This window comes from Marinoscillum sp., from assembly GCF_965229915.1.
Lineage (GTDB): Bacteria > Bacteroidota > Bacteroidia > Cytophagales > Cyclobacteriaceae > Marinoscillum.
This window is the reverse complement of record NZ_CBDDJZ010000001.1, coordinates 3,153,982-3,180,011: the sequence shown is the minus strand read 5'-3', so window position 1 is coordinate 3,180,011 and position 26,030 is coordinate 3,153,982. Positions and strand designations below refer to the sequence as shown.

The 26,030-nt window shown below is 43.8% G+C and carries 27 protein-coding genes; 12 read left to right on the top strand and 15 right to left on the bottom strand.

The annotated features are described in order from the left end of the window. Nucleotides 1–2 precede the first annotated feature (2 nt). Nucleotides 3–1,421: a hypothetical protein gene (locus ACO067_RS13765; protein WP_421874937.1), complete on the bottom strand. Its 1,419-nt coding sequence runs from the start codon at nucleotides 1,419–1,421 to the stop codon at nucleotides 3–5. A gap of 20 nt (nucleotides 1,422–1,441) precedes the next feature. On the opposite strand from ACO067_RS13765, the gene ACO067_RS13760 reads away from it, so the two are divergent. From ACO067_RS13760 to ACO067_RS13730, 7 genes are read left to right on the top strand one after another with little or no spacing between them, the layout of a single operon-like run. Further along, on the top strand, nucleotides 1,442–1,762 hold the full coding sequence (locus tag ACO067_RS13760) for a 2Fe-2S iron-sulfur cluster-binding protein (RefSeq protein WP_421874936.1): 321 nt from the start codon (nucleotides 1,442–1,444) through the stop codon (nucleotides 1,760–1,762). Further along, nucleotides 1,763–2,350: a thymidine kinase gene (locus ACO067_RS13755; RefSeq protein ID WP_421874935.1), complete on the top strand. Its 588-nt coding sequence runs from the start codon at nucleotides 1,763–1,765 to the stop codon at nucleotides 2,348–2,350. It abuts the gene before it with no gap. After that, on the top strand, nucleotides 2,322–4,496 hold the full coding sequence (locus tag ACO067_RS13750) for a T9SS type A sorting domain-containing protein (protein WP_421874934.1): 2,175 nt from the start codon (nucleotides 2,322–2,324) through the stop codon (nucleotides 4,494–4,496). The genes ACO067_RS13755 and ACO067_RS13750 overlap by 29 nt, the downstream gene beginning before the upstream one ends. Next, complete coding sequence (gene recO / locus ACO067_RS13745) at nucleotides 4,493–5,179, top strand: DNA repair protein RecO (protein ID WP_421874933.1); 687 nt, start codon at nucleotides 4,493–4,495, stop codon at nucleotides 5,177–5,179. Before ACO067_RS13750 ends, recO begins: the two co-directional genes overlap by 4 nt. 43 nt (nucleotides 5,180–5,222) lie before the next feature. Beyond that, on the top strand, nucleotides 5,223–6,185 hold the full coding sequence (locus tag ACO067_RS13740) for an isopenicillin N synthase family dioxygenase (RefSeq protein WP_421874932.1): 963 nt from the start codon (nucleotides 5,223–5,225) through the stop codon (nucleotides 6,183–6,185). After that, nucleotides 6,185–7,366, top strand: a complete 1,182-nt coding sequence (gene chrA / locus ACO067_RS13735) for a chromate efflux transporter (RefSeq protein ID WP_421874931.1) — start codon at nucleotides 6,185–6,187, stop codon at nucleotides 7,364–7,366. Before ACO067_RS13740 ends, chrA begins: the two co-directional genes overlap by 1 nt. A 57-nt stretch (nucleotides 7,367–7,423) precedes the next feature. Continuing rightward, nucleotides 7,424–7,651 carry a hypothetical protein gene (locus ACO067_RS13730; RefSeq protein ID WP_421874930.1) on the top strand — a complete coding sequence of 76 codons (228 nt, stop codon included), beginning with the start codon at nucleotides 7,424–7,426 and terminating at the stop codon, nucleotides 7,649–7,651. Between the two features lie 65 nt (nucleotides 7,652–7,716). On the opposite strand, the gene ACO067_RS13725 is transcribed toward ACO067_RS13730, so the two are convergent. The 11 genes from ACO067_RS13725 to ACO067_RS13675 form a co-directional block, all read right to left on the bottom strand. Further along, on the bottom strand, nucleotides 7,717–8,259 hold the full coding sequence (locus tag ACO067_RS13725; protein ID WP_421874929.1) for an OmpH family outer membrane protein: 543 nt from the start codon (nucleotides 8,257–8,259) through the stop codon (nucleotides 7,717–7,719). Between the two features lie 16 nt (nucleotides 8,260–8,275). Then, nucleotides 8,276–8,812 carry an OmpH family outer membrane protein gene (locus tag ACO067_RS13720; protein ID WP_421874928.1) on the bottom strand — a complete coding sequence of 179 codons (537 nt, stop codon included), beginning with the start codon at nucleotides 8,810–8,812 and terminating at the stop codon, nucleotides 8,276–8,278. A 3-nt stretch (nucleotides 8,813–8,815) separates the two neighbouring features. Further along, nucleotides 8,816–11,476, bottom strand: coding sequence for a BamA/OMP85 family outer membrane protein (locus tag ACO067_RS13715; RefSeq protein WP_421874927.1), 2,661 nt, complete (start codon nucleotides 11,474–11,476; stop codon nucleotides 8,816–8,818). Nucleotides 11,477–11,478: 2 nt separating this feature from the next. Beyond that, nucleotides 11,479–12,216, bottom strand: a complete 738-nt coding sequence (locus tag ACO067_RS13710; protein ID WP_421874925.1) for an isoprenyl transferase — start codon at nucleotides 12,214–12,216, stop codon at nucleotides 11,479–11,481. 82 nt (nucleotides 12,217–12,298) lie between these two features. Then, entirely contained in the window at nucleotides 12,299–13,006 is a 708-nt protein-coding gene (locus tag ACO067_RS13705; protein WP_421874924.1) for a DUF6089 family protein, read from the bottom strand. Between the two features lie 3 nt (nucleotides 13,007–13,009). After that, on the bottom strand, nucleotides 13,010–14,104 hold the full coding sequence (locus ACO067_RS13700; protein WP_421874923.1) for a DUF6089 family protein: 1,095 nt from the start codon (nucleotides 14,102–14,104) through the stop codon (nucleotides 13,010–13,012). Nucleotides 14,105–14,149: 45 nt separating this feature from the next. Continuing rightward, on the bottom strand, nucleotides 14,150–15,025 hold the full coding sequence (locus tag ACO067_RS13695) for an NAD kinase (protein WP_421874922.1): 876 nt from the start codon (nucleotides 15,023–15,025) through the stop codon (nucleotides 14,150–14,152). A 7-nt stretch (nucleotides 15,026–15,032) separates the two neighbouring features. Then, a complete protein-coding gene (locus ACO067_RS13690) occupies nucleotides 15,033–15,698 on the bottom strand; it encodes a CBS domain-containing protein (protein WP_421874921.1) in 666 nt (221 codons plus the stop codon). Beyond that, a complete protein-coding gene (locus ACO067_RS13685; RefSeq protein ID WP_421874920.1) occupies nucleotides 15,695–16,450 on the bottom strand; it encodes an alpha/beta fold hydrolase in 756 nt (251 codons plus the stop codon). Before ACO067_RS13685 ends, ACO067_RS13690 begins: the two co-directional genes overlap by 4 nt. Before the next feature lie 28 nt (nucleotides 16,451–16,478). Further along, nucleotides 16,479–17,018, bottom strand: a complete 540-nt coding sequence (locus tag ACO067_RS13680) for a CvpA family protein (protein WP_421874919.1) — start codon at nucleotides 17,016–17,018, stop codon at nucleotides 16,479–16,481. A 4-nt stretch (nucleotides 17,019–17,022) separates the two neighbouring features. Beyond that, the gene (locus ACO067_RS13675) at nucleotides 17,023–17,475 is read right to left on the bottom strand and encodes a GatB/YqeY domain-containing protein (RefSeq protein WP_421874918.1); all 453 of its coding nucleotides are present in this window, start codon (nucleotides 17,473–17,475) and stop codon (nucleotides 17,023–17,025) included. A gap of 48 nt (nucleotides 17,476–17,523) precedes the next feature. Between ACO067_RS13675 and ACO067_RS13670 the strand changes: the two genes are divergently transcribed. Continuing rightward, complete coding sequence (locus ACO067_RS13670; protein WP_421874917.1) at nucleotides 17,524–18,240, top strand: pyridoxine 5'-phosphate synthase; 717 nt, start codon at nucleotides 17,524–17,526, stop codon at nucleotides 18,238–18,240. Between the two features lie 6 nt (nucleotides 18,241–18,246). Further along, entirely contained in the window at nucleotides 18,247–19,008 is a 762-nt protein-coding gene (locus ACO067_RS13665) for an alpha/beta fold hydrolase (protein WP_421874916.1), read from the top strand. Here the strand turns inward: ACO067_RS13665 and ACO067_RS13660 are convergent. After that, nucleotides 19,000–19,212, bottom strand: coding sequence for a DUF2905 domain-containing protein (locus ACO067_RS13660; RefSeq protein WP_421874915.1), 213 nt, complete (start codon nucleotides 19,210–19,212; stop codon nucleotides 19,000–19,002). The genes ACO067_RS13665 and ACO067_RS13660 overlap by 9 nt on opposite strands. Here ACO067_RS13660 and ACO067_RS13655 point away from each other — a divergent pair. Genes ACO067_RS13655 through ACO067_RS13645 form a run of 3 tightly spaced genes read left to right on the top strand, consistent with a single transcriptional unit; the run spans nucleotide 19,211 to nucleotide 21,949 of the window. Continuing rightward, on the top strand, nucleotides 19,211–19,924 hold the full coding sequence (locus ACO067_RS13655) for an SAM-dependent methyltransferase (RefSeq protein WP_421874914.1): 714 nt from the start codon (nucleotides 19,211–19,213) through the stop codon (nucleotides 19,922–19,924). The two genes, ACO067_RS13660 and ACO067_RS13655, sit on opposite strands and share 2 nt — an antisense overlap. Before the next feature lie 58 nt (nucleotides 19,925–19,982). Further along, complete coding sequence (metK, locus tag ACO067_RS13650) at nucleotides 19,983–21,236, top strand: methionine adenosyltransferase (RefSeq protein WP_421874913.1); 1,254 nt, start codon at nucleotides 19,983–19,985, stop codon at nucleotides 21,234–21,236. Next, a complete protein-coding gene (locus ACO067_RS13645; RefSeq protein ID WP_421874912.1) occupies nucleotides 21,233–21,949 on the top strand; it encodes a DJ-1/PfpI family protein in 717 nt (238 codons plus the stop codon). Before metK ends, ACO067_RS13645 begins: the two co-directional genes overlap by 4 nt. Here the strand turns inward: ACO067_RS13645 and ACO067_RS13640 are convergent. Both ACO067_RS13640 and ACO067_RS13635 read right to left on the bottom strand, forming a co-directional pair. After that, entirely contained in the window at nucleotides 21,946–24,906 is a 2,961-nt protein-coding gene (locus tag ACO067_RS13640; RefSeq protein WP_421874911.1) for an efflux RND transporter permease subunit, read from the bottom strand. The two genes, ACO067_RS13645 and ACO067_RS13640, sit on opposite strands and share 4 nt — an antisense overlap. Further along, on the bottom strand, nucleotides 24,903–25,997 hold the full coding sequence (locus ACO067_RS13635; RefSeq protein ID WP_421874910.1) for an efflux RND transporter periplasmic adaptor subunit: 1,095 nt from the start codon (nucleotides 25,995–25,997) through the stop codon (nucleotides 24,903–24,905). Before ACO067_RS13635 ends, ACO067_RS13640 begins: the two co-directional genes overlap by 4 nt. Nucleotides 25,998–26,030 lie beyond the last annotated feature (33 nt).

Here is a 26,030-nt window from a genome sequence, read left to right as displayed (position 1 = left end):
TACTATCTAAACCTTCTAAAAATTACTTTTAGCAGCTCCTTCACTTCGTCGCTGTTCATGTCCCAACCGAGTTTATTGGCATAGCGCTGAACCAACATTTCCACTGCATCATCAAAGGACTCCTGTGATTCAATGTTCTCTATGGCTGCTGTAAATGCCTCACGATTGCCATCAAACAATTCTTTGGTAAACATGTAGCGGTGATTCACTGAAATGGCCTCCATAATGGTACTAACTGGCTTTTTCTCCAGATTTCCAGCCACAGTATCATCGTCTTCTTTGGAAAACTTATCATTGATGGTTGGAGACTGTTCGGCAAACTTTTCATTGACAGATTCATCATCTTCAGAAGCTGGCCCATTTGGTACGGTTTCATCATCAGCTGCGGAGACACTGTCTTCCTCTGACTCGTCCGAGATTTTCTCTTCTTCTATGGTTCCATCCTCATTTTCTTCATCATCCTCATCGAATGTTTCTTCAGAATAAGAGTCACGACCATCCTCGGCCAGGTACTTCTCCTCATCGTCATCATCACTGGCTTCCTCGGAATCCTCCGACTCTTCCTCGGAATCAACTAATTCTGCCGACTCTTTTGATTCACTCACCTTTTCATCAGTGCCCTCCTCGTCAGTATGGTTCAGTGTTTCCGATTCCTCTTCTTCCGGATAGTCAAAACTCACTTCTTCGTCACTATCTTCATCCTCTTCAGGCTCTATGGCTGATTCATCGTCCTCATCATCCAGAATGGAATCATCTACTTCAGGAAGCTCATCCTCCTCCTCATCAAGATCCAATTCATCCTCTTCCTTGAAGTATAGATCATCCTCGGATAGTGGCACAATCTGAGACAGCAGTTCCAATTGGTTCTGAACAATATCACTGACCTCCAAATCATCAAAATAGTCTGAAGCGTTCTCCACAAACTCATCAATGTCCGCTCCTTCATTTTCTGCGAAAAAGGCTGAAATCTCCTCTTTGTGAAGCTTGATGTACTTCAAAATGGGTTTGGTCATTTTATCAGTGACCTTAGAAACATCCATTGCTTCAAACTCCAGAGAAAGATAACTCCCAGGGTCAACAGCAAGCAAAAGCGTATCAGCTACCGCCTCTTCAGCCATGGAAATGAAGTGATCCCCACTGACCTCTATGTGCTGTGACAGTGTGTTCATGAACTGAACCATTGCCTTTCGCACCTCAGGACTCTTATAGTTGAAAAAAGGACTCTCCAGTTTCTTCATCTCCTCCTGCCACTTACGGAAGAGGATCTTTAAAATGAAAAAATTAAGCTGCTTCGATGGGGAAACATTCAGAATTTCCTTACCCGTAATCCGCTCCTTTTCTGCGAAAAATTCCGAGGTGATTTTTTCAGAAAACTCTTCACTATATTCTCTGATAAATTCATCATTTAGTTTCCTTTGCATAAGATTTGGGAAGATTGAAAATGCCAGAAGTCACTATTGAAAACCTCCATAGTAAAACTATTCATTGCAAGTCTAAAACGGAAAAACTTCTGGATATTTTGCTGGAGGAGACCGATTGGATGCATGCTTGTGGCATGAAGGGCCGCTGTACCACCTGCACGGCGATCATCCTGAAAGGACACCAACACCTCAACGATCCCACAGAAGCTGAAATTAGATTTATTAAATTGGGGAAGCTTGGAGAAAATGAACGACTCTCCTGTCAGTGTCAGGTATCAGGAGATATAAGAATCAGAGTACCTCAAGCTTATCAACTACCTCATATAGATTACTCAGAGTAGATGTTTGTAGAACCAAATATTGGAAGTCAGAGCAAATCCGGTTGGATTGAAGTGATTTGCGGATCGATGTTTTCGGGCAAAACAGAAGAACTCATACGTCGGCTCAATAGAGCATTACTGGCTCAGCAGCATGTAGAAATCTTTAAGCCCAAGGTGGATAAGCGATACTCTAAAGAGCAGGTGGTCTCTCACAATGCTAACAAGATTAATTCCACTCCGGTGAATTTTGCTCAGGACATCTTGCTGAGAGCTACCAACTGTGATGTAGTAGGTATCGATGAAGCACAGTTCTTTGATAAGGAAATTATTGCTGTGGCCAATCAACTAGCTGATCAAGGAAAGCGCGTGATTGTGGCTGGTCTAGATATGGATTTTCTGGGACACCCCTTCGAGCCTATGGACAAGCTAATGGCCATTGCTGAATACATCACTAAAGTACACGCCATCTGTATGGATTGTGGTAAAGTAGCTTCTTATTCACATCGACGAACTAAATCTAAGAAGACGGTCGTTTTAGGAGAAAAGGATATCTATGAGGCACTCTGCAGAAAATGTTTTCATGAAAAAACGAATGGATCTAAGAAGTAACCTACTTTTTCTTTTACTGCTTCCTTTTGCTTGTCTCTCGCAGGATATTCCAATTGAAACATGGCGTACTCATTTTAGCTACAATCAGATAGAACGCATCGTCAGTGGTCCGGCAAGTATAATTGCCGCCGCTGAGAATGGAGTTTTTTATCTCAACAAGAATGATGGCAGTCTCAACCTACTTACCAAGCTAGATGGGTTATCAGATGTGGGCAGCTCTGCCATGGCTTACGGCGAATCTTCCGGTGCCTTGGTACTTGGATATCCATCAGGTCTGGTCGATATTTTTAGAAATGCTGGAGCAATAAATGTCACAGAAATATATGAATCTCAGCTGGTTGGCAACAAAGCAATCCGGGATGTGGAAACTAGAAATAACAAGATCTATGCAGCCAATGGTTTCGGAATTGTCGTCATCAACATCAACACGGGTGAGATCATTGAAAACTACCAATCCATTGGTGAAAACGCCACTGACGTGTCCGCTTATCAGCTTACCTCTACACCTGATTACCTGATCGCGGCTACTAACCAGGGCATGCTAGCCGGTCTACTCAGTCAAAACCTGCTGGATTTCAATAACTGGAAGACACTAGCACCTGCCACTGACAGTTACAGTGATCTAACTGTCCAATCTCCCAATGAGGTGCTAGCCATAGTCAATGACACCTCCGTGGTTTCTTACGATATTCAATCAGGAGATAAGACCTTACTATTTTCTTCAGACCTGTCTGTAAAAGACCTGGAGGTAGTTGACGAATCTATCTTTTTATTAATGAACAATTCGCGATATGAATTGGTTAGTGGCTCTCTTACCAATGCTCAACACTACGATCACGAAATCAATCGTCTTCATTGGGATAATGGCTGGTGGTTGGCCTCCGAAACTCAGGGTCTGGTGGATCCAATGGGGCAGCCTCTCCTTCCCAATGGCCCATTCTCAGACGATCTGACACATATCCGTTTTACCAACGACATGATCCTCGGCTTTTATGGCCCCAATGTGCAGTCTTATACCGGACAAAAGGATAGTCTCGGGTATGTCCTCTTCGATAATCAATCCTGGCAGACTGAAACGCCAAATGGTTTCTTCAACATTACGGATGGCCAATACTTTAACGGAAATCTTTACCTCGCTTCTGCAGGCTATGGCTTGCTCAACGCCACTACCAACTCGAAATTAAACATCCCTGTAAGCTCAACTTCTGGAGAGGTGGTCATACCGGCAATCAAGGCATCTAATTCGCTTTACATAACTTGTTTTGATCACCAGTCACCATTGGTTTTGATGAACCCCGACGAGTCCTTGACCACTTATGACGAAGGCTATACTGCTACCCGATATCCAACTGGGCTTGATATCTCTCGCGGAGAAACACTATGGATGACACGAGCCTCATTTGATGGTGGTGGTATTATCAACCTCGAATTATCAGATGACAATTACCGGCTTCTTACTACGGCTGATGAACTTTCCAGCAATTCCGTCAATGCGGTGAGCATTTCATTGACAGATGAGAGCTGGGTAGGTACTCAGTCAGGTTTGGTTTCCTTTAGTGATGCCACTTATATCTTTGATGATCAAAACGGAATTCCTGCCATATTTGATGCTGACCAACTCTTCAATGGACAAGCTGTGACGGCTCTAACCATTGATGGAGGTAATCGACTCTGGGTGGGCACATCCGATGATGGCGTCTGGGTGTTTGACAGCAACCTAAGCATACTAGTTTATCGGTTTACAGAAAGAAATTCGCCTTTGCCTTCAAATACCATTCAAGAATTCGCCTATAACTCTACCAATGGTGAAGTATTCATGCTTACCGATAAGGGATTGAGTTCGTTTCGGTCAAATTCCTCTATTGGTAGCCCTGTCCATTCCAATGTCAAGATTTTTCCCAACCCGATTAGGCCAGGCTACAGTGGACAGGTAGGTTTTAGCGGACTTGCTCAAAATGCCAACCTGAAAATCGCCGATATCAATGGAAAACTGATTAGAGAAGTACAAGCAAATGGGAGTTCTGCCAGCTGGGACTTGTTGGATTACAATCAGCGACGAGTGGCTTCAGGAGTGTATATTGTTTTTAGCTCTACCTTCGATGGAGAGGAGTCTTACATTGGTAAAATAGCCGTAATCGAAGAATGATAGAAAAGACTCGGGGAATTGTCATTAAATACATCAAATACCAGGAGTCAAGCATTATCGTGCAGATCTTCACCGAAGATCATGGGCTAACTTCATTCATGGTGAATGGTATACGTAGCGCTCGTTCCAAGCGCAGCATTGGCTATTTCCAGCCATTTTCATTGTTAGATCTGGTTATTTATATGAAATCTGGTCGGGAGATCCAACGATTATCTGAATATAAATACCTTACCCCTACTCACAGTATTCAAACTGATATTAAAAAAAGTACCATCGTACTTTTCTTGTCAGAAATACTCTCCAAGCTGCTGTATCATGAGAAAGGTCCTCAGGAAATGCTATTTGGCTTTTTATACACCGCAGTACGGGAGTTTGACTCCATGACTGCACAAATTGAGAATTTTCATTTACATTTTCTCTTGAAAATCTTACCTTATCTAGGCTTGGGTGTGGCTGATGGTGACGAGCTCATCCGAAGTATGGAATTGGAAATGATACATGAAGATCAGCAGCTACTCAATTTTGTGTCTGCGGTCATCAGCAGTGACTTTTCCGATGACATAGGTGGGAGTGGTCAATTGAGATTCAAAGCCCTGGAGCTCATTCTCAACTATTACCATCATCACACAGATGCCATCGGAGAGATCAAATCTTTGAAGGTGTTACACCAGGTTTTTCAATGATTTTTGGTCAAATGAGTTTATTTTTGAACTGACCCCAAAAGATATGAGCGATACTTTATATAGCGAAATTCCTTCGTTAGATCTTGCAGATTTCACCTCAGGTGATGCCGAAAAAAAATTACAATTTGTAGCAGATCTGGGCAATGCTTACCAGAACATTGGCTTTGTGGCCATCAAAAATCACGGACTATCTGATGAGCTGACAAAAAAGCTCTATGCTACTGTACAGAAGTTTTTCAGCCTACCCGATGATGTGAAGCTGCAATATGAGAAAAAGGAACTGGCTGGGCAAAGAGGGTATATCAGCAAAGGTCGGGAGAAAGCCAAAGGTCGTAACACCGGGGATCTTAAGGAATTTTATCATGTGGGACAACCTCCAGAAGATCAGCTTCCCGAATATCCTGACAACATCTGGCCACATGAAGTTGCTGAGTTCAAAGAATACACCACTGAAGCTTATAAGACACTCGAGGCGGCGGGTATACAAATGCTCCGAGCCATTGCCCTTCATCTGGGACTGGATGAGTATTATTTTGATGATAAAGTCAAAAAGGGTAATAGCATCCTACGTCAAATACACTATTTCCCCATCGAGAATCCAGATGAAATCCCGGAAGACGCCGTGAGAGCAGCTGAGCATGGAGATATCAATCTGATTACCCTACTCATGGGTGCTAGTGCTGATGGCCTGCAGGTCCTTCGCAGGGATGGTGAGTGGATCCCAATCACTGCATTGCCCGATCAGATAGTGGTGAACGTAGGAGATATGCTGGATAGGCTAACCAATCATAAGTTGAAATCTACAATACACCGAGTGGTTAACCCACCACGAGATCAGATGGGAACTTCGCGCTACTCCATTCCTTTTTTCATGCATCCGCGATCCAGCATGGATCTTACCTGCCTGGATAGCTGCATCAGCGAAGACAATCCCAAACGGTATGAAGACATGACTGCCGGTGAGTTTTTGGATGAACGTCTCAAAGAAATTGGTTTGAAATCCTAATGTCAGTTCGCAGGGTTAGATACATCATATTTTTGAAGGATGTGCTAATCCTTTCCTTAACTTCCTTTGGTGGACCTACCGCGCACCTTGCGTTGTTTCTAGACATGATGGTGGAGAAGCGTGGCTATCTGACTGAACAAGACCTGATAGAGCTACACGCACTCTGTCAGATATTACCTGGTCCTACGTCCACTCAAACGATCACCGCCATAGGATTTAAAATAGGCGGACCTGGATTGGCTTACCTAACGCTACTCATTTGGGCTTTGCCAGCTATGACCATCATGATTTCTCTCGGGATCATGGTCAACATGTTTGAGGAGCTCAACGTATCACTGGAGTTCCTAAAGTATATTCAGCCTATAGCTGTGGGGATTGTTGCTTATTCAGCTTACAAGATATCGAGTAGTGTGGTGTCCACTCGGACTGGGTTTTTCCTGATGATTATTTCTACCATGGCTGCTTACATTTTTCGGACGCCGTGGGCATTCCCTATCATGCTACTCATTGGTGGTTTTGTGACTGCATTCAAATACAAAAATCAACCTGTTGAGGAAAAAACAACGATCAAGATCAACTGGTCAAATTTCATTTTATGGATTTCAGTACTCGTATTTGCTGCAGTATTGGGTGGGGTAACTCAGTATTTGCCCATTCGGCTTTTTGAGAATTTTTACAGAAATGGCAGTTTGATTTTTGGAGGTGGGCAGGTGTTGGTCCCGCTGTTGTATACTGAGTTTGTTGAGTTCAAAGAGTATCTGACATCAGAGCAGTTCCTCTCTGGATATGGCTTTGTCCAGGCATTACCAGGACCTGTTTTTTCTTTCAGTGCGTATGTAGGTACACTCAGCATGCGTGATACGGATACACTTCAACAGATTCTAGGAGGATTGATGGCAGCAGCTGGTGTCTTTCTGCCGGGTACGTTTTTCATCTTTTTTGTGAGTAGGTTTTGGGAGGATCTTAAGAAGTACCGAATGATCAAGGCATCACTGGAAGGCATCAATGCAGTGAGCTCAGGGATGGTAATAGCAGCCGCGTTTTTGTTGTTTGAACCAATACCTCCATCCACACTTAACTATATCCTCATACTTGGTACTATGTGTCTGATGTTTTTCACCAGGATCCCTACTCCGTTTATCATCCTCACAGGTTTGATTACTGGTATAATTCTCAATTAGGATTGTAAGCTTCGTTTTTCAGGGTTAATTTCGATAAACATTAAGAACTCAGCTAATATGGAAGTAATGACACAGGGACCATCCATGATGGTCTGGCAACTGATGGTGGCGCTTGGCCTCATTGGTGCCGCCATACTCTTTATTCTTTCTACCCGTTCGATACTCCGAACCAATACTTTTGGCAATGCGCAAAAAATCGTACTCTTCCTCCTCACTATTGCCATTCCGGTGGTAGCTCCAGCAATTATGATTCGGGTCATCAATAAGCGAGATAATTCGGCATGACCTCAATCTGAGAGGCATAAAAAAAGCGCCACTCGGGCGCTTTGAATAATCTCTAGATATAAGTATTACTCACCATTAGCTGCCGGTGGAGTAATTCCCAATTTCTTAAGAATCAAATCAGACACATCGTCTTGCTCTCTAGCGTACAACAGTACATCAAATCCTGGAGCACCAGCGCTAAAAATATGCGTGTAGTTATTCTCCTTAGCTACTTGCTCGATTGCCGTACCTATTTTCTCATACACAGGCTGCAGAAGGGTATTTCTCTTCTTAGCCATAGACTGCTCTGCATCTTGCGAGAATTTTTGAATCCCCTGACGAAGCGCTTCGATTTCCTGCTCTTTATCTGTTCTGATCAGGTCATCCCATGACGCTGCGTTTTCCTGATAGTCTGCCATTTTAGTTTGCAGATCGTTATATTTTGCTTGCATCGAATTCTGAAGCTGCTTCTCATATGCCTTTAAATCAGCATCAATTTGCTTTGCTTCAGGTAGCAGGCTCAATACATAATCAGCATTGGTGTATCCAATTTTCAAGTTTTCTTGCGCTGACAATGTAAAAGCACATGCCATAAGAGCAACCAATAAGCTTAAAACTTTAGTTTTCATAATTAATCGTTGTTTCCTAGTTATTTTCTCCGTTATTCTCACCTAACCCCAATTCCTCCAACACATAATCCGTGTAGTCATGAATGGGATCAGTATAAATCATCACCAAATCTCCAGACTTATCGAAAACGATCTGTAACCGGTGGTTTTTGGCAACTTTTTCCACAGCGTCAAATACCTGATCTTGTACAGGCTTTATCAGCTCCTTTTTCTTCAAAAAATAAAGTCCATCGAATCCAAAAATCTGTTTTTGGTATTCCTTTACCTCTTTCCAGGCTCGATCGATCTCCATTCTTCGCTCTTGCATCATCTCAGGAGTAAGCAGAACTTCTTCTGCTTGCAGCGCTGCCTCCTTCTCCTCCACTTCTTTATACTTGGACTGAATTTCCGTCTCCCACCCTTTGGCAAGAGTCTCTATTTCAGCTTGCGCTTCCTTGTATTCGGACATTCTACCCAGCACATATTGGGTATCCACATATCCAAATTTCTGCGCAAATGTATCATTTATTGCGAATAATAACAGAATAACATTGAATGCAAGTAGTTTCTTCATTGGTTATCTAATTTGTTGACCAATAGAGAAATGGAACTGTGGACCACTCACTTCATTAGATCCTGGCAATGCATCCAGTCCATATCCCCAATCTAAACCCAGCAAACCGAAGGCTGGCATGAATATTCTAACGCCCGCCCCTACTGATCGGTATAGATTGTATGGATTAAATCTTGCTATATCACTCCAGTTATTCCCGCCTTCAAAGAACACAAGCCCGTAAATCGTAGCGGAAGGATTCAATGAAACTGGATATCTCAGCTCCATCACGAACTTGGTAAAGGCCGTTCCTCCCTGATACTCTGCATTTGGATCGTCTCCGTTGAGCGATCGGTCATTATATCCTCTGAGACCTATAATATCCGTACCTAGTACAAAATTCTGGCCAGTTAAACCAGACCCTCCCAGAGTAAACCGCTCGAATGGTCCTACACCGACCTTGTCTGTGTAAGAACCAAGGAATCCAAAGTGGGCTCTAGGTGCTAGTACCAAATCTCCTGCCAATTTTAGATAATATCTGAAATCAAGGTTCCATTTGTGGTATTCGAGGAATTTAAAATTGTCCTGACTATCCGTATCGTACTCCCTATCATTGAATAATGAATATGGCGGAGTGAACGATGCACTCATTGATAGTGAAGAACCGTATCTAGGATACATCGGCTGATCGACGGAGTTTCTGGCAATGGTATTATTAAAAGTAAAACTATAGGCATCTCCAGAGATCTTATAAAACTGTTCGTAAGATTGGCCTTGCACATTGTACTTCTGCATGGAGATGGAATTGGACACCTGGAAGAAGTCATCAGGCCATCTCACTCTTCTACCCAGAGATATGGTAGCTCCGCTCAGCTGTAACTTACTGTAGACATCATTTCTATTTCGGAAATTCACATTTCGCTGCACGGAGTGGTTAAAGCTGATCCCGAAGTTGTTTGGTCGTCTACCACCCAGCCAAGGTTCATTGAAACTCACCGAATAACTCTGATATCTTACACCATTGGCTTGAAGCCTCACAGAGAATTTCTGACCGTCACCCATCGGCAATGGTCTCCACTTATCAAAGTGCGGGATATTTTTCACTGAGAAGTTATTAAAACTCAGGCCGAGGGTGCCAATGAACCCAAAGTTACCACCCCAGCCACCAGACAACTCGATCTGGTCATTCGGGCGCTCTACCAACTGCCATTCGATATCCACGGTCTCATCTGCCGGGTTTGGCTTTGGCACCGGATTCACTTGCTCTGGATCAAAATAGCCAAGCTGTGAAAGCTCTCTTTGTGTTCTGATTAGTTCAGATCGGTTGAATTTCTGACCAGGCAGAGTTCTTAGTTCTCGTCTGATTACGTGATCATTGGTCTTGTCATTGCCACTGATTGTTACTTCGTTGATGGTGGCCTGAGGACCTTCATACATTCTCATCTCTACGTCGATGGAATCCTGGTAGGTCCCAATTTCCACTGGATTAACACGGAAGAAAAGGTAACCATCATCCATATATAGTGACGAAATATCCTCTCCTGCCGGATTGAAATTTAGTTTTTTATTGACCAGGTCGAGATCATAAACATCACCTTTCTCAATACCGAGTACTTTATCCAGTTTCTCACTGTCATAGATAAAATTCCCGGTCCATACGATGTTACGGAAATAATACTTTTGCCCTGGCTCTACGTAGATATCGATGTTTAGATGTCTTTTGTCAATGCTGTAAATAGAGTCACTCAAGATCTCCGCATCTCTATACCCTTTCGAGTTGTAAAAAGAAATCAAGGTTTGCTTGTCTTCCGTATAGTCTGTTTCGATATACTTGGCAGATTTGAACACGTTAACGTTGGCATGCTCGCCAAGGTAATCTCTAAGGTCAGCAAAGCTCTTTTTTTCCCGATGAGTCATAAAATGCCATAGATTCACTGGGTTGAGCATCATCACTGTTTTCTCCAGGAGGTCTTTCGGCAACTTTATTTTAGGTGTTTCTCCGGTATTTTTCAGCTTACCTCTAAGACGTGCATTGGCAAACACCGTATCTCCGATAAAAGTGATATTCTTAACTCTAACTTTTTGGTTTTTCTCAATGTCAATAAGGATGTTGACACTATTGGAGCGAATGGTATCCTTGGATTGGAGAATGTTTACTTCTGAATTTAGATACCCTTTGCCTTCCAAATATCGCTTCACGGCTAGTTTGGTGTTCTTAATGACCACATCGGTCAGAACTTTTCCTCTTACCAGCTCTATTTTGTCTTTTAGCTCTGAAATCTGGCTTTTGTTGATCCCTTTGAATTCAAAGTTGGTCAGTCTTGGCCGCTCTGTCAGCTTGATGGTCAACCAGATCTTATCTCCCTCTATTTTATTGGCTACTATCTCTACATTACCAATAATTCCTTGCTTCCAGAGTTTATCGATTGCCTCTGAAATGGAATTACCAGGAATTTTTACTTTATCTCCCACTCTCAATCCAGCCAGGGAAATAAGTGCGTTATTATCCAAAAACTCTACTCCCTCTACCTGAATATCGGCGATTTCATAAACCCGTGGGTTCGAATAGTTAATGGAAAGCCCATCATCAGTAGATTGCTTGGTTTTTCCAAATACTATTTGGCCATGAGTACTCCCAATGGAGAAAATCACTGTACAAATCGCAACTAATATACCTTTATACATTTTCACAGGTTGATCTGTTCACTTATTTTTCCAAACCTTCTCTCACGTCCTTGATAAGCCAAGATCGCTTCATGAAGGTGCTCTTTCCTGAAATCCGGCCACAGGACTTCCGTAAAATACAGCTCGGTGTAAGCCAGCTGCCACAACAAGAAATTACTAATCCTCATCTCTCCACTTGTCCTTATCAACAATTCAGGATCTGGAAAACCACTAGTCGAGAGATGCTTTGCTACAGTTTCCTGGTTGATCGAAGCTCCTTCCAGCTCACCCTTCTCCACTTTCATGGCGATAGTCTTCATGGCATTGGTCAGATCCCATTTGCCACTATAGCTCAATGCGAGAATTAGTTTCATTCCAGAGTTAGCAGCAGTTTGCTCTATGGCATCCTCTAGTTTCCTTCTGGTCTCAGACGGCAAGTCTGACCTATCCCCAATGGAATGAAGACTGATATTGTTTTTCATCAGCGTAGGGAGCTCATCCTTGATTGTAGAGACCAGAAGTGCCATCAAACCTTTCACTTCCATTTCCGGTCTTGACCAGTTCTCAGTACTGAATGCGTACAGTGTCAAGCACTCTACACCTAATTCGGCACACCCTTCGGTGGTATCACGAACGGCCTTGATAGCATTCTTATGCCCAAAAATTCTGGCAGCACCCTGCTTTTTGGCCCAGCGCCCATTACCGTCCATAATAACGGCAATATGCTTCGGTAAATTGTCTGACTTAATATGCTCCTTCATCCCTTTCTACGCCAAAAATGCGAAAGACCACAAAGTTGTGGTTTTTTTTACTAATGAAGAATTATTAAACATTTTTTAACGATTAGTTGGCTCGTATGCGACTAAGGATTGCTCGATTGGGAACATATGGATACGGACATGGAATTTTGTAGAGAACAAAGGTCAGGTTGATACCCGAGTAGAAGTACCAGTCTTTATCATTTGGGTTGCCATACTGGTAGTTTTTAATCCTGGTATCACCATCACTCACACCATCGAGATAATCAAAAAAGGTCTTCCGGGCACCTAACTCTACGCCCAGGGTCAATTGCTTGGTGAGTTCATACTTTACCCCACCACCCATCGGTATCACCACCTGAATCTGATTGAACTCCTCGTAGGTTGGCTCCACTCCCTGAATATTAGCAAAACCCAAACCGAGCATCGCATAAGGAGCCCACTTATTGCGGGTCTTATCTGACCTGTAGCTGAGGAAGTGATACTCAAAAACGGAACTGAGTTCGTAAACATTGTGATTGAATGAGTGCTGTCTCTGCTGGCCCAGTGCATCAATGTAGGAATCGTCATTCCCCACCAATTTCATGTAGGTAAATGCCGTCTTAAAACTGACGATGTTCGAAAGGTTCAGCCTAAGCATGCCGGTGACACCTGGGCGAGTAAACTCAATATGGGGATAATGAACCAAATCCCCGGTGTAATGTGATGCACCAATACCTCCTCCAAACTCAATAAACTGAGCTTGCGAAGTAACACTTGCCAGCACAAAACATAGGAATAATACTTTCTTCAAAAATTATCTGAATTTAGCCGATCTTCTTACCTGGCCCAGTATCATTGTCAGTTTCACAGTGGTCATGAACATCATGTCATTATCGTCTGGATTGCCTCGACCTTTGTCTCCGGCAAGACCACCACCATAACCTCGCGCTGAATAGTAAGTAGTGCCATCAGGCATCTGCTGACCTACAGCACCAGGAAAACCATCTCTGGGAACCTCCTGCCATACTGCGGTAGGCTCTGCACTTCTATCAGACATGATTCGAGCAAGATCGTCATCAAACAGATCGTATCTTACAAAACTACCACTTACGTCATCCAGATAATCGGTAAACAAGTACCGATATCCCAGCTCCACGCTCAAGTTGAATGGACCAGGGAGTCTCATGGTGGCACCAATAGCTAGTGGCACTGAAAATTGAAATGGACTGTAACCTTTAACGTCAAGTGAATCGATCAATTGCCCTTCGGTACCTAATTTTCTCAACCGCACCCACTCACCAGCCTGAGCCACCGGATATTGGGTATAATTGCTTTCTACATCTCCTCCGAGTGTATGATCGTATTCAGGAACTTTTCCTTTGGGTTCATGGTGAAAAACCGCTGCGCCGATCATGGCATAGACGTTGAAATCTGGCCGTACATTTGGACCACCCCAGATGGGAAGTAAAGAAAACTGCATGCCAATATGGAACTCCTTGATATCATTTCTGAAACTCAGGTTTCGCAGATACCTGCCATAGGCATTCTCGTCATTGTAGTCCGAAGTAATATCATCTCCTTTGAGCCTTCCGTAGTTGAAGCCAGCTCTGACCGCCATGTATGGATTGAAACGTGCTCCAATCTCCGCTCCAAATCCTGGTCGGGTAAAAGACACGTCTGTACTTGCAGCTCTGTTCACAGGAGCCAGATCACCATAGTAGTTTAAGGCGTTGACATTGAAAGAAACAAAATTAAACTGTCGGAAACGTCCACCCCCTCTGGAAGTATAATTGGACATTGCCCGATTCTTAGCCTTTCTTCTTTTGTACTTATTTCTCTGCGCATTGGCATCTGTCAATCCAATGCATAGAAGAAGAATCAATGATGGTATTAATATTTTAATTCTCATAACACTCAGAAAACCAGTTGCAAAGGTAATGTATCTGTGGAAATATTAATTTCGCTTATCAAGTCCCCAAGTTAACTTATTTCTCAAGGTATCAAGAAAAGAAGTGCCGCTAATTTTGATTAATCGGGCTGTAAACGGTGCTTTTTCGATGTAAAGGTCGATTTGGTCGGTTACTGCCTCTGATCTTGAATCAAGTGAAACCTGATAAGATTGGTTTCTTGACTCCACCCTAAAATGCAGTTTACTGCGCTCTGAAATGATCAAAGGACGTACATTCAGGTTGTGCGGGCTGATGGGTGTGATGATGAAATTCTTAGTGTCGGGCATAATCACCGGTCCTCCGCAGCTAAGCGAGTATCCAGTAGATCCGGTTGGTGTAGCCACCATCAATCCGTCTACCCAGTAGGTATTGAGAAACTCCCCGTCCAGATAACTCTTTACCGTAATCATAGAAGAAGTATCTTTCCTGAGAATAGCGAATTCATTTAAAGCATAGTTCACCTCTCCGAAAACTCCTTCAGTAGTCGTAAGCTGTATTAATGATCGCTCCTCATAGGTATATGATCCTTCAAAGTATAGTTGGAGCGTTTCAGCGATGTTTTCTCTTGAGATAACCGCTAAAAAACCCAGACGTCCCAGATTAATACCCAATATTGGAACTTCGGAAACAGCTACATGTGTGAGGGTCTCTAATAAAGTGCCATCCCCGCCAAGGCTAAAGATGGCCTCAAATCCACTCATGTTTTTGTCAGGGTTATAATGAGGCAATCCGTCAAACAACGGCTCCTCAATCTCTAGCTGGGCCAGACTGGGACTAACATAAATCTCCCTACCATTATCTTGAATGATGCGAAGAATGTCCTTTACATATTGAATGGAATCTGGAGAGATTCGACGGCCGTGAATGGCAATTTTGCCCATCCCTTTATTATAATTTTAGGTACTTCATGAGGATGTCAATGCGTTCCTTCTCGTCAAAACTTGAATTGGCCACATTGTACGAATTCTCCACAAAGAAACCACTTTGTTCTAGAGAGGCAATGATGTGCGTGATTTCTTCCTTATTTATTTTCAACGTTAGATGCAGGTCATTAGGGTCTTCTGAGTGTGGGCTGAGGTAGCTACTCAGTATTTTAGCTTCATTCGCTTCTATGATCCTGCTGATATCAGATAGTGAATAATCATGAAACTTCAACCTCAAACCAATAATGGCTCCTGGTGTAGAGACTGAAGAGTTCTTGGCAAAAGCTTCGACCACATCTTCTATCGAGACCACACCAATGTACTGATGGAGTTCATCTACTACCGCTACTATCCTAAATCCCTCTACTCCAGAGACCTTTAGCACTTCATAGTAGTGATTACCAGACTGAACTACGCAATTTTGTCCTACCAACGGATAATCTCCAACTACCGGATATTGTAACTCGTCATTGAGAATTAGCTCCTCATCAATGATGCCTAAAAAGCGGCCATTTTCCACTACCGGCAGCTCTGATAAACGCAATTCATCCATCCACTGCCGCACTTTGGAAATGTTATCCTGTGGCTTTAGTGGTGGAATCATGTAGTTAATCAGGTCTTTGGCGTTCATACTAACTCTTTCTCTAAGAATTCTTCTAATATAACGTTAAATTCTTCGGGGCGTTCCATCATAGGTGCATGACAGCATTTATCAATGAACCTAAGGGTGGTATTCGGAATTAACCGATCAAACTCATGGGCTACGTATGGTGGAGTGATGGTATCATTCAATCCCCAAATCAATAACGTTGGCACTTTGATATTTGGGATATCATCTGCCATATTATTACGTTGGGCAGACTTGGCAATAGCCACAATTCGTAATGCTTTTGGGATGCTCTTGGTTGTTTCAAATACTTCATCCACTAACTCTTTGGTGGCTGTTTTAGGATCGTAGAATGTATAAGCTACACGCTCCTGTATGTAATCATAAGAGCCCCTTCGCGGAAAGGACCCACCCATCGCATTCTCAAACAAACCTGAGCTTCCTGTCAGAATGAGTGTATTCACTTTATCGGGATTGGCCAGAGTGAATATCAGCCCAACGTGGCCTCCAAGCGAATTGCCAATGATATTCAATTTAGTCAGACCCATGGCTTCCACGAATTCTTCAGTGAATTTATTGAGCGCATCCAAACCAGCAGTTTTCACAGGCATGGTGTAGATTGGCAGCAGAGGAATGATCACCCGATACTTCTGGGAGAACTTGGTCACCACACCATCCCAATTGCTGAGTGCACCAAATAAACCGTGAAGTAACAGTAGCACTTCACCTTCTCCTTCATCTATGTAACTAAAGCCCTTGTCTTCTTTTATTTGCATCTATCTTAAATTAACAAAAGAATCACAATTATGTGTACACTCCTTTGTGTTTATCACTAATATTTTTCAGCGAATCTATCATATCCTGAATAAACGGGAGCATATTGGATACCCACGCGAATACCGCCGGCCCTAAGCGCTCCACAAAAGGATAAATCAATGAATCATTGGATTGTTCGCCTGGTAACCTGAGACCAATCGAATCAAACACCCAAAAGATCACACTCACTATAAATGCCCACTTAAAGATGCCTGCCAGTGCCCCCAGAATGTTGTCAAACAAACCAAGAAATGTGAGGTCCAGAACTTTCTTAAGGGCTTTGGCCACTAAGTTGACCACCAAAATCACCGCAACAAAAAGTGCGATGAAGACTGCAATGGTCAGAAATTGAAAATAATCCGATGAATCAAAAAATCGATTGGCCACCGGAATGGTCAACTTGATGGCTACAAATAGGCCAATGAAAAATGCAAGAAAAGAGAAGATCTCCACGATCAACCCTTTCAGGTACCCTTTCACCGCTCCGATAATAAAAATAACGATGAAAAATATGTCCAGGTAGTTCACTCAGTTACTGATTTAGGAGCTCCTTCACTTTGATCGAAATGGCCTTCCCATCTGCTCTTCCAGCCAGATTTTTAGTGGCTGCTCCCATTACCTTACCCATATCTTGCGGTCCCGAGGCGCCTACCTGAGAAATGATCGATTTCAGCTCTGCTTCCAATTCAGCTTCGCTCAATTGTTTTGGCAAAAACTCTTCAATTACATCTAGTTCGCTCTGTTCCTTAGCGGCCAAATCGTCTCTGCCCTGCTCTTTGAAGATCTCCAGAGAGTCTTTTCTCTGCTTAGCCGCTTTAGTCAAAAGCTTCAGCTCCGCGTCCTCAGACAGTCCATCTCCACCGCCTTTTTCAGTCTCAGCTAGCAGTATCAGCGATTTGATCGCTCGCAAAGGAGTTAAGCGCTCCTTTTGCTTGTTCAACATCGCTTGCTTGATTTCTGCCTCTATTTTTGATTTTAAACTCATATTCTATTTTTTCTGAACAAATTTGCCTTCCATTAAGGTTGACTATTTATGACCAAACTTAGCGTAAACATCAACAAAATTGCAACCCTCCGCAATGCCCGCGGCGGGAATAATCCCAATGTGATTCAAACGGCAAAAGATTGTGAAAGATTCGGCGCCCAAGGAATTACCGTTCACCCAAGACCAGACGAACGACACATTACCTACCAGGACGTAATGGGGCTAAAAGATGTAGTCACTACCGAGTTCAACATCGAAGGCTATCCTGACGACCGATTCATGGAAATCATTGAAAAGGTAAAACCTGCGCAAGCTACCCTGGTACCTGATGGACCTGACGTGCTCACTTCCAATGCTGGATGGGATACTGTGACTCATGAATCCAAATTGACAGCAATCATCGGTAGGATCAAAAGCTGGGGAGTACGTACATCCGTATTTGTGGATCCAGATCTAAAAATGGTGGAAGGAGCAGCAAAAATTGGTGCAGACCGGATCGAGCTCTATACTGAGCCATATGCCAGTGGCTTTCTCAAGAACAAAGAAGTCGCAACTGGGCCTTATGTAGCAGCTGCTGCCAGAGCCCGAGAGCTAGGACTCGGACTAAATGCCGGACATGATCTGGATCTCCATAACCTCAAGCACCTCAAGCAAAACATTCCCCACCTGGATGAAGTATCTATTGGACACGCGCTGATTTGTGATGCGCTGTACTATGGTCTGGAGAATACTATCCAGATGTATTTGCGAAAGCTACAGGACTAATATTTTATGAAACTCAACTTTAGAAAATACGGAAACGGACATCCGCTTTTTGTTCTCCACGGAGTATTTGGATCGTCTGACAACTGGCAAACACTCGGGAAGTCATTCAGTGATCACTATTCAACCTACTTAATCGATCAGCGAAACCATGGCAACTCACCACACAGCGATGAGATGAACTATGAGGTCATGGCTGAGGATCTGGTAGAATTGATGGAAGATGAAGGGTTAGATACTATTTACCTCCTCGGTCACTCCATGGGTGGAAAAGTAGCCATGCATTTTGCTACCCTTTATCCTGAAAAAGTGGATAAACTCATTGTGGTAGACATAGCACCAAAATATTATCCCCCACATCACCAGCAGATCTTTGAAGGGTTTCACTCCATCGATTTGAAGTCATTGGAGTCACGCAAAGAAGCCGACCAGCAAATGAGTCAGGTGATTAAAAACTTTGGAGTCAGGCAGTTCATCCTTAAAAATCTAGGACGAGACTCTGACAATAATTTTGAGTGGAAACTCAACCTATATGCTATTGAAAACAATATCGAGCAAGTTGGTAGCGGCATTGCTGATAATGCCGTCTATGACAAAGAGACATTATTCATAGGTGGATCAAAAAGTGACTACATCAAAACAGAAGATCAGCCATTAATCACCAGTCACTTTCCAAATGCTCGAATAGAAATGGTGGATGGAGCTGGACACTGGGTGCATGCTGAAAAGCCAGAGGAACTGAACCAGCTGGTAACGGAGTTTTTAGGATAGCCTTCGAATCAGATAAATGATCAGGGAGATCAAGACACTGATCAAAATGCTGGTCGTAATTGGGAAATAGAATCGAAAATTATCTCGTTGGATTCGGATATCGCCTGGAAGCCTGCCTAGAAAGTTTAGCTTGTCAACGAATAACAGGATCACCCCAAGAATGACCAACAGTATTCCCACATAAATCAATATCTTGCCCAGCATGAGTAAAGGTTCGTTATTTCTTATTCCTACGTATCTCTCCGAATCAAACGATGCCTCCTTTCTGGCACCAATGGTATTGGATATCATCCAAAATACCAACCATTATTTGGTGGAGAATGTGCGAACGGCTAGAAGATTTATTAGCAGTTTGAACCTTGGCATTGAAATCCCTTCCTTACAATTTGAAATACTGGATAAAAAGTCTACGGCAGCCGAGGTAAGTAAAAAAATGCAATGGCTGAACCAAGGTCATGATGTAGGTGTGATTAGTGAAGCGGGCCTTCCAGGACTAGCAGATCCCGGTAGTCTGGCAATAGCCTTTGCACATCAAAACAACTTTCGGGTCATTCCATTACCCGGAGCTACTTCAATTCAAACGGCAGTGATCTCCTCAGGATTTAGCGGACAGCAATACACCTTCCATGGATACCTTCCGATTCAGAAAGCAGATCGGGTGAAAGCCATCAAAAAGTTGGAACAAGACCTAAAATCAACTGGTTACACTCAGGTGTTTATGGAAACCCCATTTCGCAACAATCAATTGCTGGATGATCTAATGAAAAACCTGAATGCACAAACACGATTGAGTATTTGTGTAGACGTGTTTGGTGCAAAAGAATACATCAAAACACAACCTATTGCTGAATGGAAAAAGTCCCGAGAAGACTTTCACAAAATACCGGCCGTATTTAGCATTGGCCATTTCTCATAAAAGGTGGGTAGAATTCACCGAAAATCATAAATTTGCAGCCCTTACTAAGTCTAGAAATATGTCATACTTATTTACCTCAGAGTCCGTTTCAGAAGGACACCCAGATAAAATCGCCGATCAAATATCTGATTCGCTAGTCGATCATTTCTTAGCTTTTGATCCTCAATCCAAGGTGGCTTGTGAGACATTGGTGACAACCGGGCAGGTTGTTTTGGCAGGTGAGGTAAAATCCAAGACGTATCTGGATGTGCAGCAGTTGGCCAGAGATGTGATCAAAAGAATTGGTTACAACAAGTCAGAATACATGTTTGAGGCTAACTCTTGTGGCATTTTATCAGCCATTCACGAACAATCTCCGGATATCAATCAGGGTGTGGATAAGCAAGATCCGAAGCTTCAAGGCGCTGGTGATCAGGGAATGATGTTTGGCTATGCGACGGACGAGACCGAAAATTACATGCCGTTGGCCCTGGACATTTCTCATCGCATATTGCGAGAACTGGCTGCACTACGTAGGGAAAATAAAGACATAACTTATCTAAGACCTGATGCGAAAGCACAGGTGACCATAGAATACTCGGATGATAATCAACCCACACGAATTGATGCGATCGTGGTTTCCACACAGCACGACGACTTTGATGAAGAGCAAAAAATGCTGGCTAAAATCAAATCAGACATCATTAACATCTTGATCCCAAGAGTGAAAAAACAACTGGGTGATGACATTCAGAAACTATTTAATGATCAAATCAAATACCACATCAACCCAACCGGAAAATTCGTGATTGGTGGACCGCATGGGGATGCTGGTTTGACAGGTAGAAAGATCATTGTAGACACCTACGGCGGTAAAGGAGCTCACGGTGGTGGAGCGTTTTCCGGTAAAGATCCATCCAAAGTAGACCGATCTGCTGCTTACGCAACACGTCACATTGCTAAGAATCTGGTAGCTGCCGGATTGTGTAAAGAAGTATTGGTTCAAGTTTCTTATGCAATCGGTGTGGTAGAACCTATGGGTATTTTCATTGATACCTATGGCACAGCTAACGTGGACCTGAAAGATGGCGAAATTGCCAAAAAGGTGCAGGAGATCTTCGATATGACACCTTACGGAATCGAAACACGTCTGAAGCTTAGAAACCCGATGTACACAGATGCTGCTGCTTATGGACACATGGGAAGAAAGCCTGAAACAGTAACACGATCATTCACTAACGGTGAAGGAGAAACCAAAGAAATGACTTTCGAAACCTTCACCTGGGAGAAACTGGACTATGTAGATCAGGTGAAGGAAGCATTCGGACTGTGAGAATCTCATTTCTAGTTTTGATTGGTTTGGCTTTTGGCTGCTCTCAGCAGGTAGAACAGCAGGAACGAATCGAAATAGAAGCAACTGCAACAGGTCAATCATTCAATGCGGCTTTCTTGATCATAGATGGAGTTTACAACTCGGAGTTAATGGCTCCTTATGACATCTTTCAGCACACGATTTTTCATACGGAGGGAGGCATTCAGGTATTCACTGTTGCTCCGACAAGGGACACCTTAACCACTTTCGAAGGTCTGAAGCTGATTCCTGATTATGGATTTCTAACTGACTCTATTCCAGACATTGATATTCTCATCGTACCAAGTGCGGAGCATAGTATGGACACGGATCTGGAAAACGAGGAACTTATAACGTTTGTGAAAAATGCAGGAGAGCAAGCTGACTATGTAATGTCGCTCTGTGATGGTGCTTTTCTATTGGCAAAAGCAGGATTAGTAGATGGTCACGAATCCACCACTTTCCCAACTGACATAACCCGATACCGCGAAATGTATCCACAGCTGACCGTTCACGAAAAGGTGAGCTTTGTCCATGATCACAATCTAATCACCTCTGCCGGAGGCGCTAAGTCTTATGATCCTGCTCTTTACCTGGTGCATTTACTCTACGGAGAAAAAGTGGCTAAAGGAGTTGGTAAAGGTTTAGTCATTGACTGGGATGTCAATGATTATGAGTTTGCCATAGTGGACTAGCGGTACATCCGGCGATACAACCTAGGGATCATGTACACCGAACAAAGCGTACCAATAAACAACCCACCTATCACCGCAACAGCCAAAGGCGCCTGTAGGTCTGCTCCAAGTCCTGAAGAAAACAGGAGTGGAAGTAAAGCCAAAATGGTCGTGACAGAAGTCATTAAAATGGGTTTCAAGCGAAGTTCTCCGGCATTGACCACAGCTGCTTCGGTCGGTTGACCATCCTTTCGCATGCGATTGATCGTATCAATTTTCAAGATGCTGTCATTGACGATAATCCCCAGTGTGACAATCATCCCAATCATGCTGCTGATGTTGATGGAGTATGACATTAGATAAAGCCCAAGTACTGATCCTGCCAGGGCAATTGGGAGCGTGATCAGGATAATTAATGGCTGTTTCAGTGACTCAAACTGAGCTGCCAATATGAAATAAAGCAACGTCACCGCCAATATCAAACTAATGATCAAATCGGCCAGGTTTTGATCTGCTAGTAAAAAGGATCCTTCCAGATCAACGATGAACTGATTGTTTCTAGCTTGCTCTTCTATACTAGAAATGATAGCTGCCGGATTATCCACATTCTCGGAGTAACTCACAGATTGGTAAACGCCTGCCAGGTCAGCTGTGACAAACTGGTTCACCGATTGCTCCTTCCAATCAAAAAAGTAGCCAACGGGATAGGCAGCACCCAGACTGTCTTTGGCAAACACGACTGCATTTAAAAATCCTTTGTCCTTTTTTCCTGTAGCATCAAGCTGCACGCGTTCCTTCTGATTGGTGCGTTGGATTTCCGTTACCAGTTGATCCTGATAGTAGTATTTGATCTGATTGATCAATTCCTCAGAAGTGACGCTGACCTGGTTGAGGCGATCTTCATTCACATCCAGGTACAAGCCTTTTTGAGTGATGAAACCGTATTCTGGCTGGGCCTGATTCATCTGTGGTAGCTGCAGCTCAGATAGTTGCAACATGTTTTGACCTGAAGGTCGAAATTTGACCTTGATAAAGCTACTGTTCTGCTCAAACAACTGGTCAAATGGATTTTTGGCACGACTAAACTCCCATTTCGCATGGGCATATTTCTGACGCAGTAACTTATCCGTACGCTCTAGATTCTTGTCTTTGGCGTCCACACCATCGAACTGAAAATAACCAATCAATGAATTGGTAAAACTCGGCTGTGATGGGTCCAGTGAATGGATACCCACTTCAAACTCCGACTGGCTGAGCGAAGAATCTGCCTGATGAATTAGCTCCAGCGTTCGCTTCATGTTCTCATCCAAAGTAATTGGGTCAGACCAGGTAATCTTCAGTGCTGCATCTGATGTTTGCAGTTTGGGCAGGTTGGTAACCGGTATTCGGATCACAGCGAACAGCGAAACCACAAAAACCAATAGGAGTAACCCGTTGATCAATGAAGATCGCTTTTTGGAGGTTTTGTAACTGCCTAAGATGCGCTCGTAAATCTTGCTGGAATCGTTGGCTGGATCAGGCCGCAGCTGCTGATAGATAACCGGCAACAAACAAAAGGCCACCAACAATGAACCAGTCAGCATCGCTCCGAGGCTCATGGCTTGAAACTGAAAAAACGAACCTCCGATGCCTCCGAGGAAGATCAATGGCAGGAAAACAGAAAGCGTAGTAAATGCCGAACTCAACAGTGGAGTGAAAATCTCATTGGCTCCTTTCACACATGCTTCACGCAATGGCATCCCGTTTTGATGGTGCAGGTGGATGTTGTCAATGAGAATGATGGCATTGTCAATGAGCATCCCGATTCCTAAAATCAAACCACTTAGCGTGATGATGTTGATGGATAATCCACTCAGGTAAAAAATCCCAAAGGTTACCAGGATCGTTGCTGGTATGATCAGGCCCATCATGATGGACAGTTTGTAGTTGGCTGAAAAAACAAACAGGATGGCAAAGGCCAAAACTCCTCCTAAGATTAGGCTATTCGAAAGCTGATTGATGCTCAGTGCCAGTAGAGCGCTTTGGTTTTGTGTAACGTCAAATCGAATCTTTGGAAACTCCTCACTGAGCTGATCTATATTCGTCAGCAACTCCGCCTCCAGATCTTGCATGTTGGCGGCTGCCTGTTTGTGAATGTTGATGACAATGCCATTTGCTCCCTGATAAAGGTGTGCTCCAACCGGCTCCTGAGTACCATAAGTTACCTCCGCTACCTGCCCGATAGCAATCTGTCGACCGGAAGGTAAGGTAAAAGCCAGGCCCCTAATGGCCTCTATCGATTTCAATGGATTTTCCACCCGAACGTTGTACTCATAAATGCCTTCTTTAACCCGCAACTGGAACTGATCAAAATTGGCTTGGCGCAAAGCCTCGACCAAATAGCCTTCTGAGATTTGAAGTGCCCGCAAAATGTCCATTTTCGGTTGGATGTTGATGACCTGCTCGGTGAGGCCATTCACCACCACTTTGGCTACTCCATTGATGCCTTCTATCCGTCTGCGCAGAATAAACCGAGTGAGATTGGAAAGCTCAGGTGCGCTCAGCTCACCCGACTGGATCTGCAGCCGGAGGACTGGAATGTCCGTATCGGAGATCCGATGGACCTGCGGTCGAGGCAAGTTATCTGGAAGGAACCGGGTAGCCTGATCCAGTTTTTCATTTGCTTCGATGAAGGCGAGCTTCATGTCCGTGTTGTACTCAAAGGTCAGGTCCAGATGTCCGACATTGTTGGCACTGATGGACTCCACCTGCTCCAAGCCATAGAGTCCAGAAAGTTGGTTGCGCAAGTCAGCCAACACATTTTGTTCGATATACTCAGCGCCGTATCCGGGATAATTTACCACAATGACGAGACGCGGCGTGGAAATGTCCGGCATGAGGGAGACAGGCAGTTTCGAATAGGCCAGAAACCCAGCTATTGCCACGCAGAAAAAGATGGTCAGAACGGCAATGGGCCTGGCGAGAAAATAACGAATCATAGGGAAGCAGTACTGGATTCTGTGGCTGGCTGAACAACTACCGGGCTGTCATGTGCGAGCTGAAACACATCGGTGATGATCACCTCACTACCTGGAGCTACCCCTTCCAACACTTCCACATACTCACCATTCTGATCTCCCAGGGTCACATAGTTCCACTTGGCCAGTCCATCTTCATGGGTGAATACCACTTGCCTGCCAGACCGATTGACCACCGCCTTCATGGGGACGATCAGCTGCGATTGCTCTTTGAGCGAGGCGATGGTGACCGTGGCGCTCATGCCAGGCACCAAACCTTCGGTGGAGTCTTTGAGCTTTATTTTGATGGTAAAATGTCCAGATGCATCAATGGTAGGATTGATCTCTATCACTTCACCGGTATACATTTGATCAAGATTGGCCAGGGCGGTTATCTCCGCTTGCTGCCCGATGGATATTTTTGGGAAATCGTACTCCAGTAAACTCACTTCGATGATGAGGTTATTGGGCTGGTAGATCTGTGCGATGGGTTTATTCGCTGAAATAAAATCGCCAGGCTCTACCTCCAGGTCTGCTATGAGTCCATCAAACGGCGCGTATAGTCTGGTTTGCTCTAGGCTAATTCGGGCCTTATCCAGAGCCAGTTTGGCCTGAGGCACTCCGCTCTTGAGGGCGGTTTTTTCGTTTACTTCCGACCACTTGTCTTTGTAGAATGCCGAGTCGTTTAAGAACATGCGTTCGTCTTCATCCAGATAGAGCGCCTGCTTGTAGGTAAGTTCTGCTTCCTGATACTGGATCAGCTGCTGGCGGTTGGCTAGCTGGGCAATGAGCTGTCCTTTCTTCACCTGCTGACCATTACTGATAGTTAACTGCTCCAGCAGACCACTCTGCTGAAAGGCCAGCTTTTTGGACCTACCGGTTTCGATTTTGCCTGATGCGGTGATGGGGATGGAAAGCTTTTCGGTATCGGCTTTGACCACTTGTACCTCCAGCACATCCTCCGACTGGGTAGCCGTGGAGGTGCTAGCTTCTTCTTCAGAGTATTCAGAAGTTTTGCTGCAACTACATGCCAACACCACTAGTAAGATGCATCCCAGATAGCTGTTTCTCATGTGGCTAAGATAGTGATGAATGGGGAAATGAAT

Coding starts and splice junctions, on each gene's coding strand:
- metK (WP_421874913.1), top strand. CDS start 19,983: ATGTCATACTTATTTACCTCAGAGTCCGTTTCAGAAGGACACCCAGAT.
- ACO067_RS13695 (WP_421874922.1), bottom strand. CDS start 15,025: ATGGGCAAAATTGCCATTCACGGCCGTCGAATCTCTCCAGATTCCATT.
- ACO067_RS13700 (WP_421874923.1), bottom strand. CDS start 14,104: ATGAGAATTAAAATATTAATACCATCATTGATTCTTCTTCTATGCATT.
- ACO067_RS13675 (WP_421874918.1), bottom strand. CDS start 17,475: ATGAGTTTAAAATCAAAAATAGAGGCAGAAATCAAGCAAGCGATGTTG.
- ACO067_RS13670 (WP_421874917.1), top strand. CDS start 17,524: ATGACCAAACTTAGCGTAAACATCAACAAAATTGCAACCCTCCGCAAT.
- ACO067_RS13725 (WP_421874929.1), bottom strand. CDS start 8,259: ATGAAAACTAAAGTTTTAAGCTTATTGGTTGCTCTTATGGCATGTGCT.
- recO (WP_421874933.1), top strand. CDS start 4,493: ATGATAGAAAAGACTCGGGGAATTGTCATTAAATACATCAAATACCAG.
- ACO067_RS13685 (WP_421874920.1), bottom strand. CDS start 16,450: ATGCAAATAAAAGAAGACAAGGGCTTTAGTTACATAGATGAAGGAGAA.
- chrA (WP_421874931.1), top strand. CDS start 6,185: ATGTCAGTTCGCAGGGTTAGATACATCATATTTTTGAAGGATGTGCTA.
- ACO067_RS13660 (WP_421874915.1), bottom strand. CDS start 19,212: ATGCTGGGCAAGATATTGATTTATGTGGGAATACTGTTGGTCATTCTT.
- ACO067_RS13665 (WP_421874916.1), top strand. CDS start 18,247: ATGAAACTCAACTTTAGAAAATACGGAAACGGACATCCGCTTTTTGTT.
- ACO067_RS13765 (WP_421874937.1), bottom strand. CDS start 1,421: ATGCAAAGGAAACTAAATGATGAATTTATCAGAGAATATAGTGAAGAG.
- ACO067_RS13720 (WP_421874928.1), bottom strand. CDS start 8,812: ATGAAGAAACTACTTGCATTCAATGTTATTCTGTTATTATTCGCAATA.
- ACO067_RS13710 (WP_421874925.1), bottom strand. CDS start 12,216: ATGAAGGAGCATATTAAGTCAGACAATTTACCGAAGCATATTGCCGTT.
- ACO067_RS13635 (WP_421874910.1), bottom strand. CDS start 25,997: ATGAGAAACAGCTATCTGGGATGCATCTTACTAGTGGTGTTGGCATGT.
- ACO067_RS13655 (WP_421874914.1), top strand. CDS start 19,211: ATGAGTAAAGGTTCGTTATTTCTTATTCCTACGTATCTCTCCGAATCA.
- ACO067_RS13715 (WP_421874927.1), bottom strand. CDS start 11,476: ATGTATAAAGGTATATTAGTTGCGATTTGTACAGTGATTTTCTCCATT.
- ACO067_RS13690 (WP_421874921.1), bottom strand. CDS start 15,698: ATGAACGCCAAAGACCTGATTAACTACATGATTCCACCACTAAAGCCA.
- ACO067_RS13730 (WP_421874930.1), top strand. CDS start 7,424: ATGGAAGTAATGACACAGGGACCATCCATGATGGTCTGGCAACTGATG.
- ACO067_RS13755 (WP_421874935.1), top strand. CDS start 1,763: ATGTTTGTAGAACCAAATATTGGAAGTCAGAGCAAATCCGGTTGGATT.
- ACO067_RS13740 (WP_421874932.1), top strand. CDS start 5,223: ATGAGCGATACTTTATATAGCGAAATTCCTTCGTTAGATCTTGCAGAT.
- ACO067_RS13760 (WP_421874936.1), top strand. CDS start 1,442: ATGCCAGAAGTCACTATTGAAAACCTCCATAGTAAAACTATTCATTGC.
- ACO067_RS13750 (WP_421874934.1), top strand. CDS start 2,322: ATGAAAAAACGAATGGATCTAAGAAGTAACCTACTTTTTCTTTTACTG.
- ACO067_RS13640 (WP_421874911.1), bottom strand. CDS start 24,906: ATGATTCGTTATTTTCTCGCCAGGCCCATTGCCGTTCTGACCATCTTT.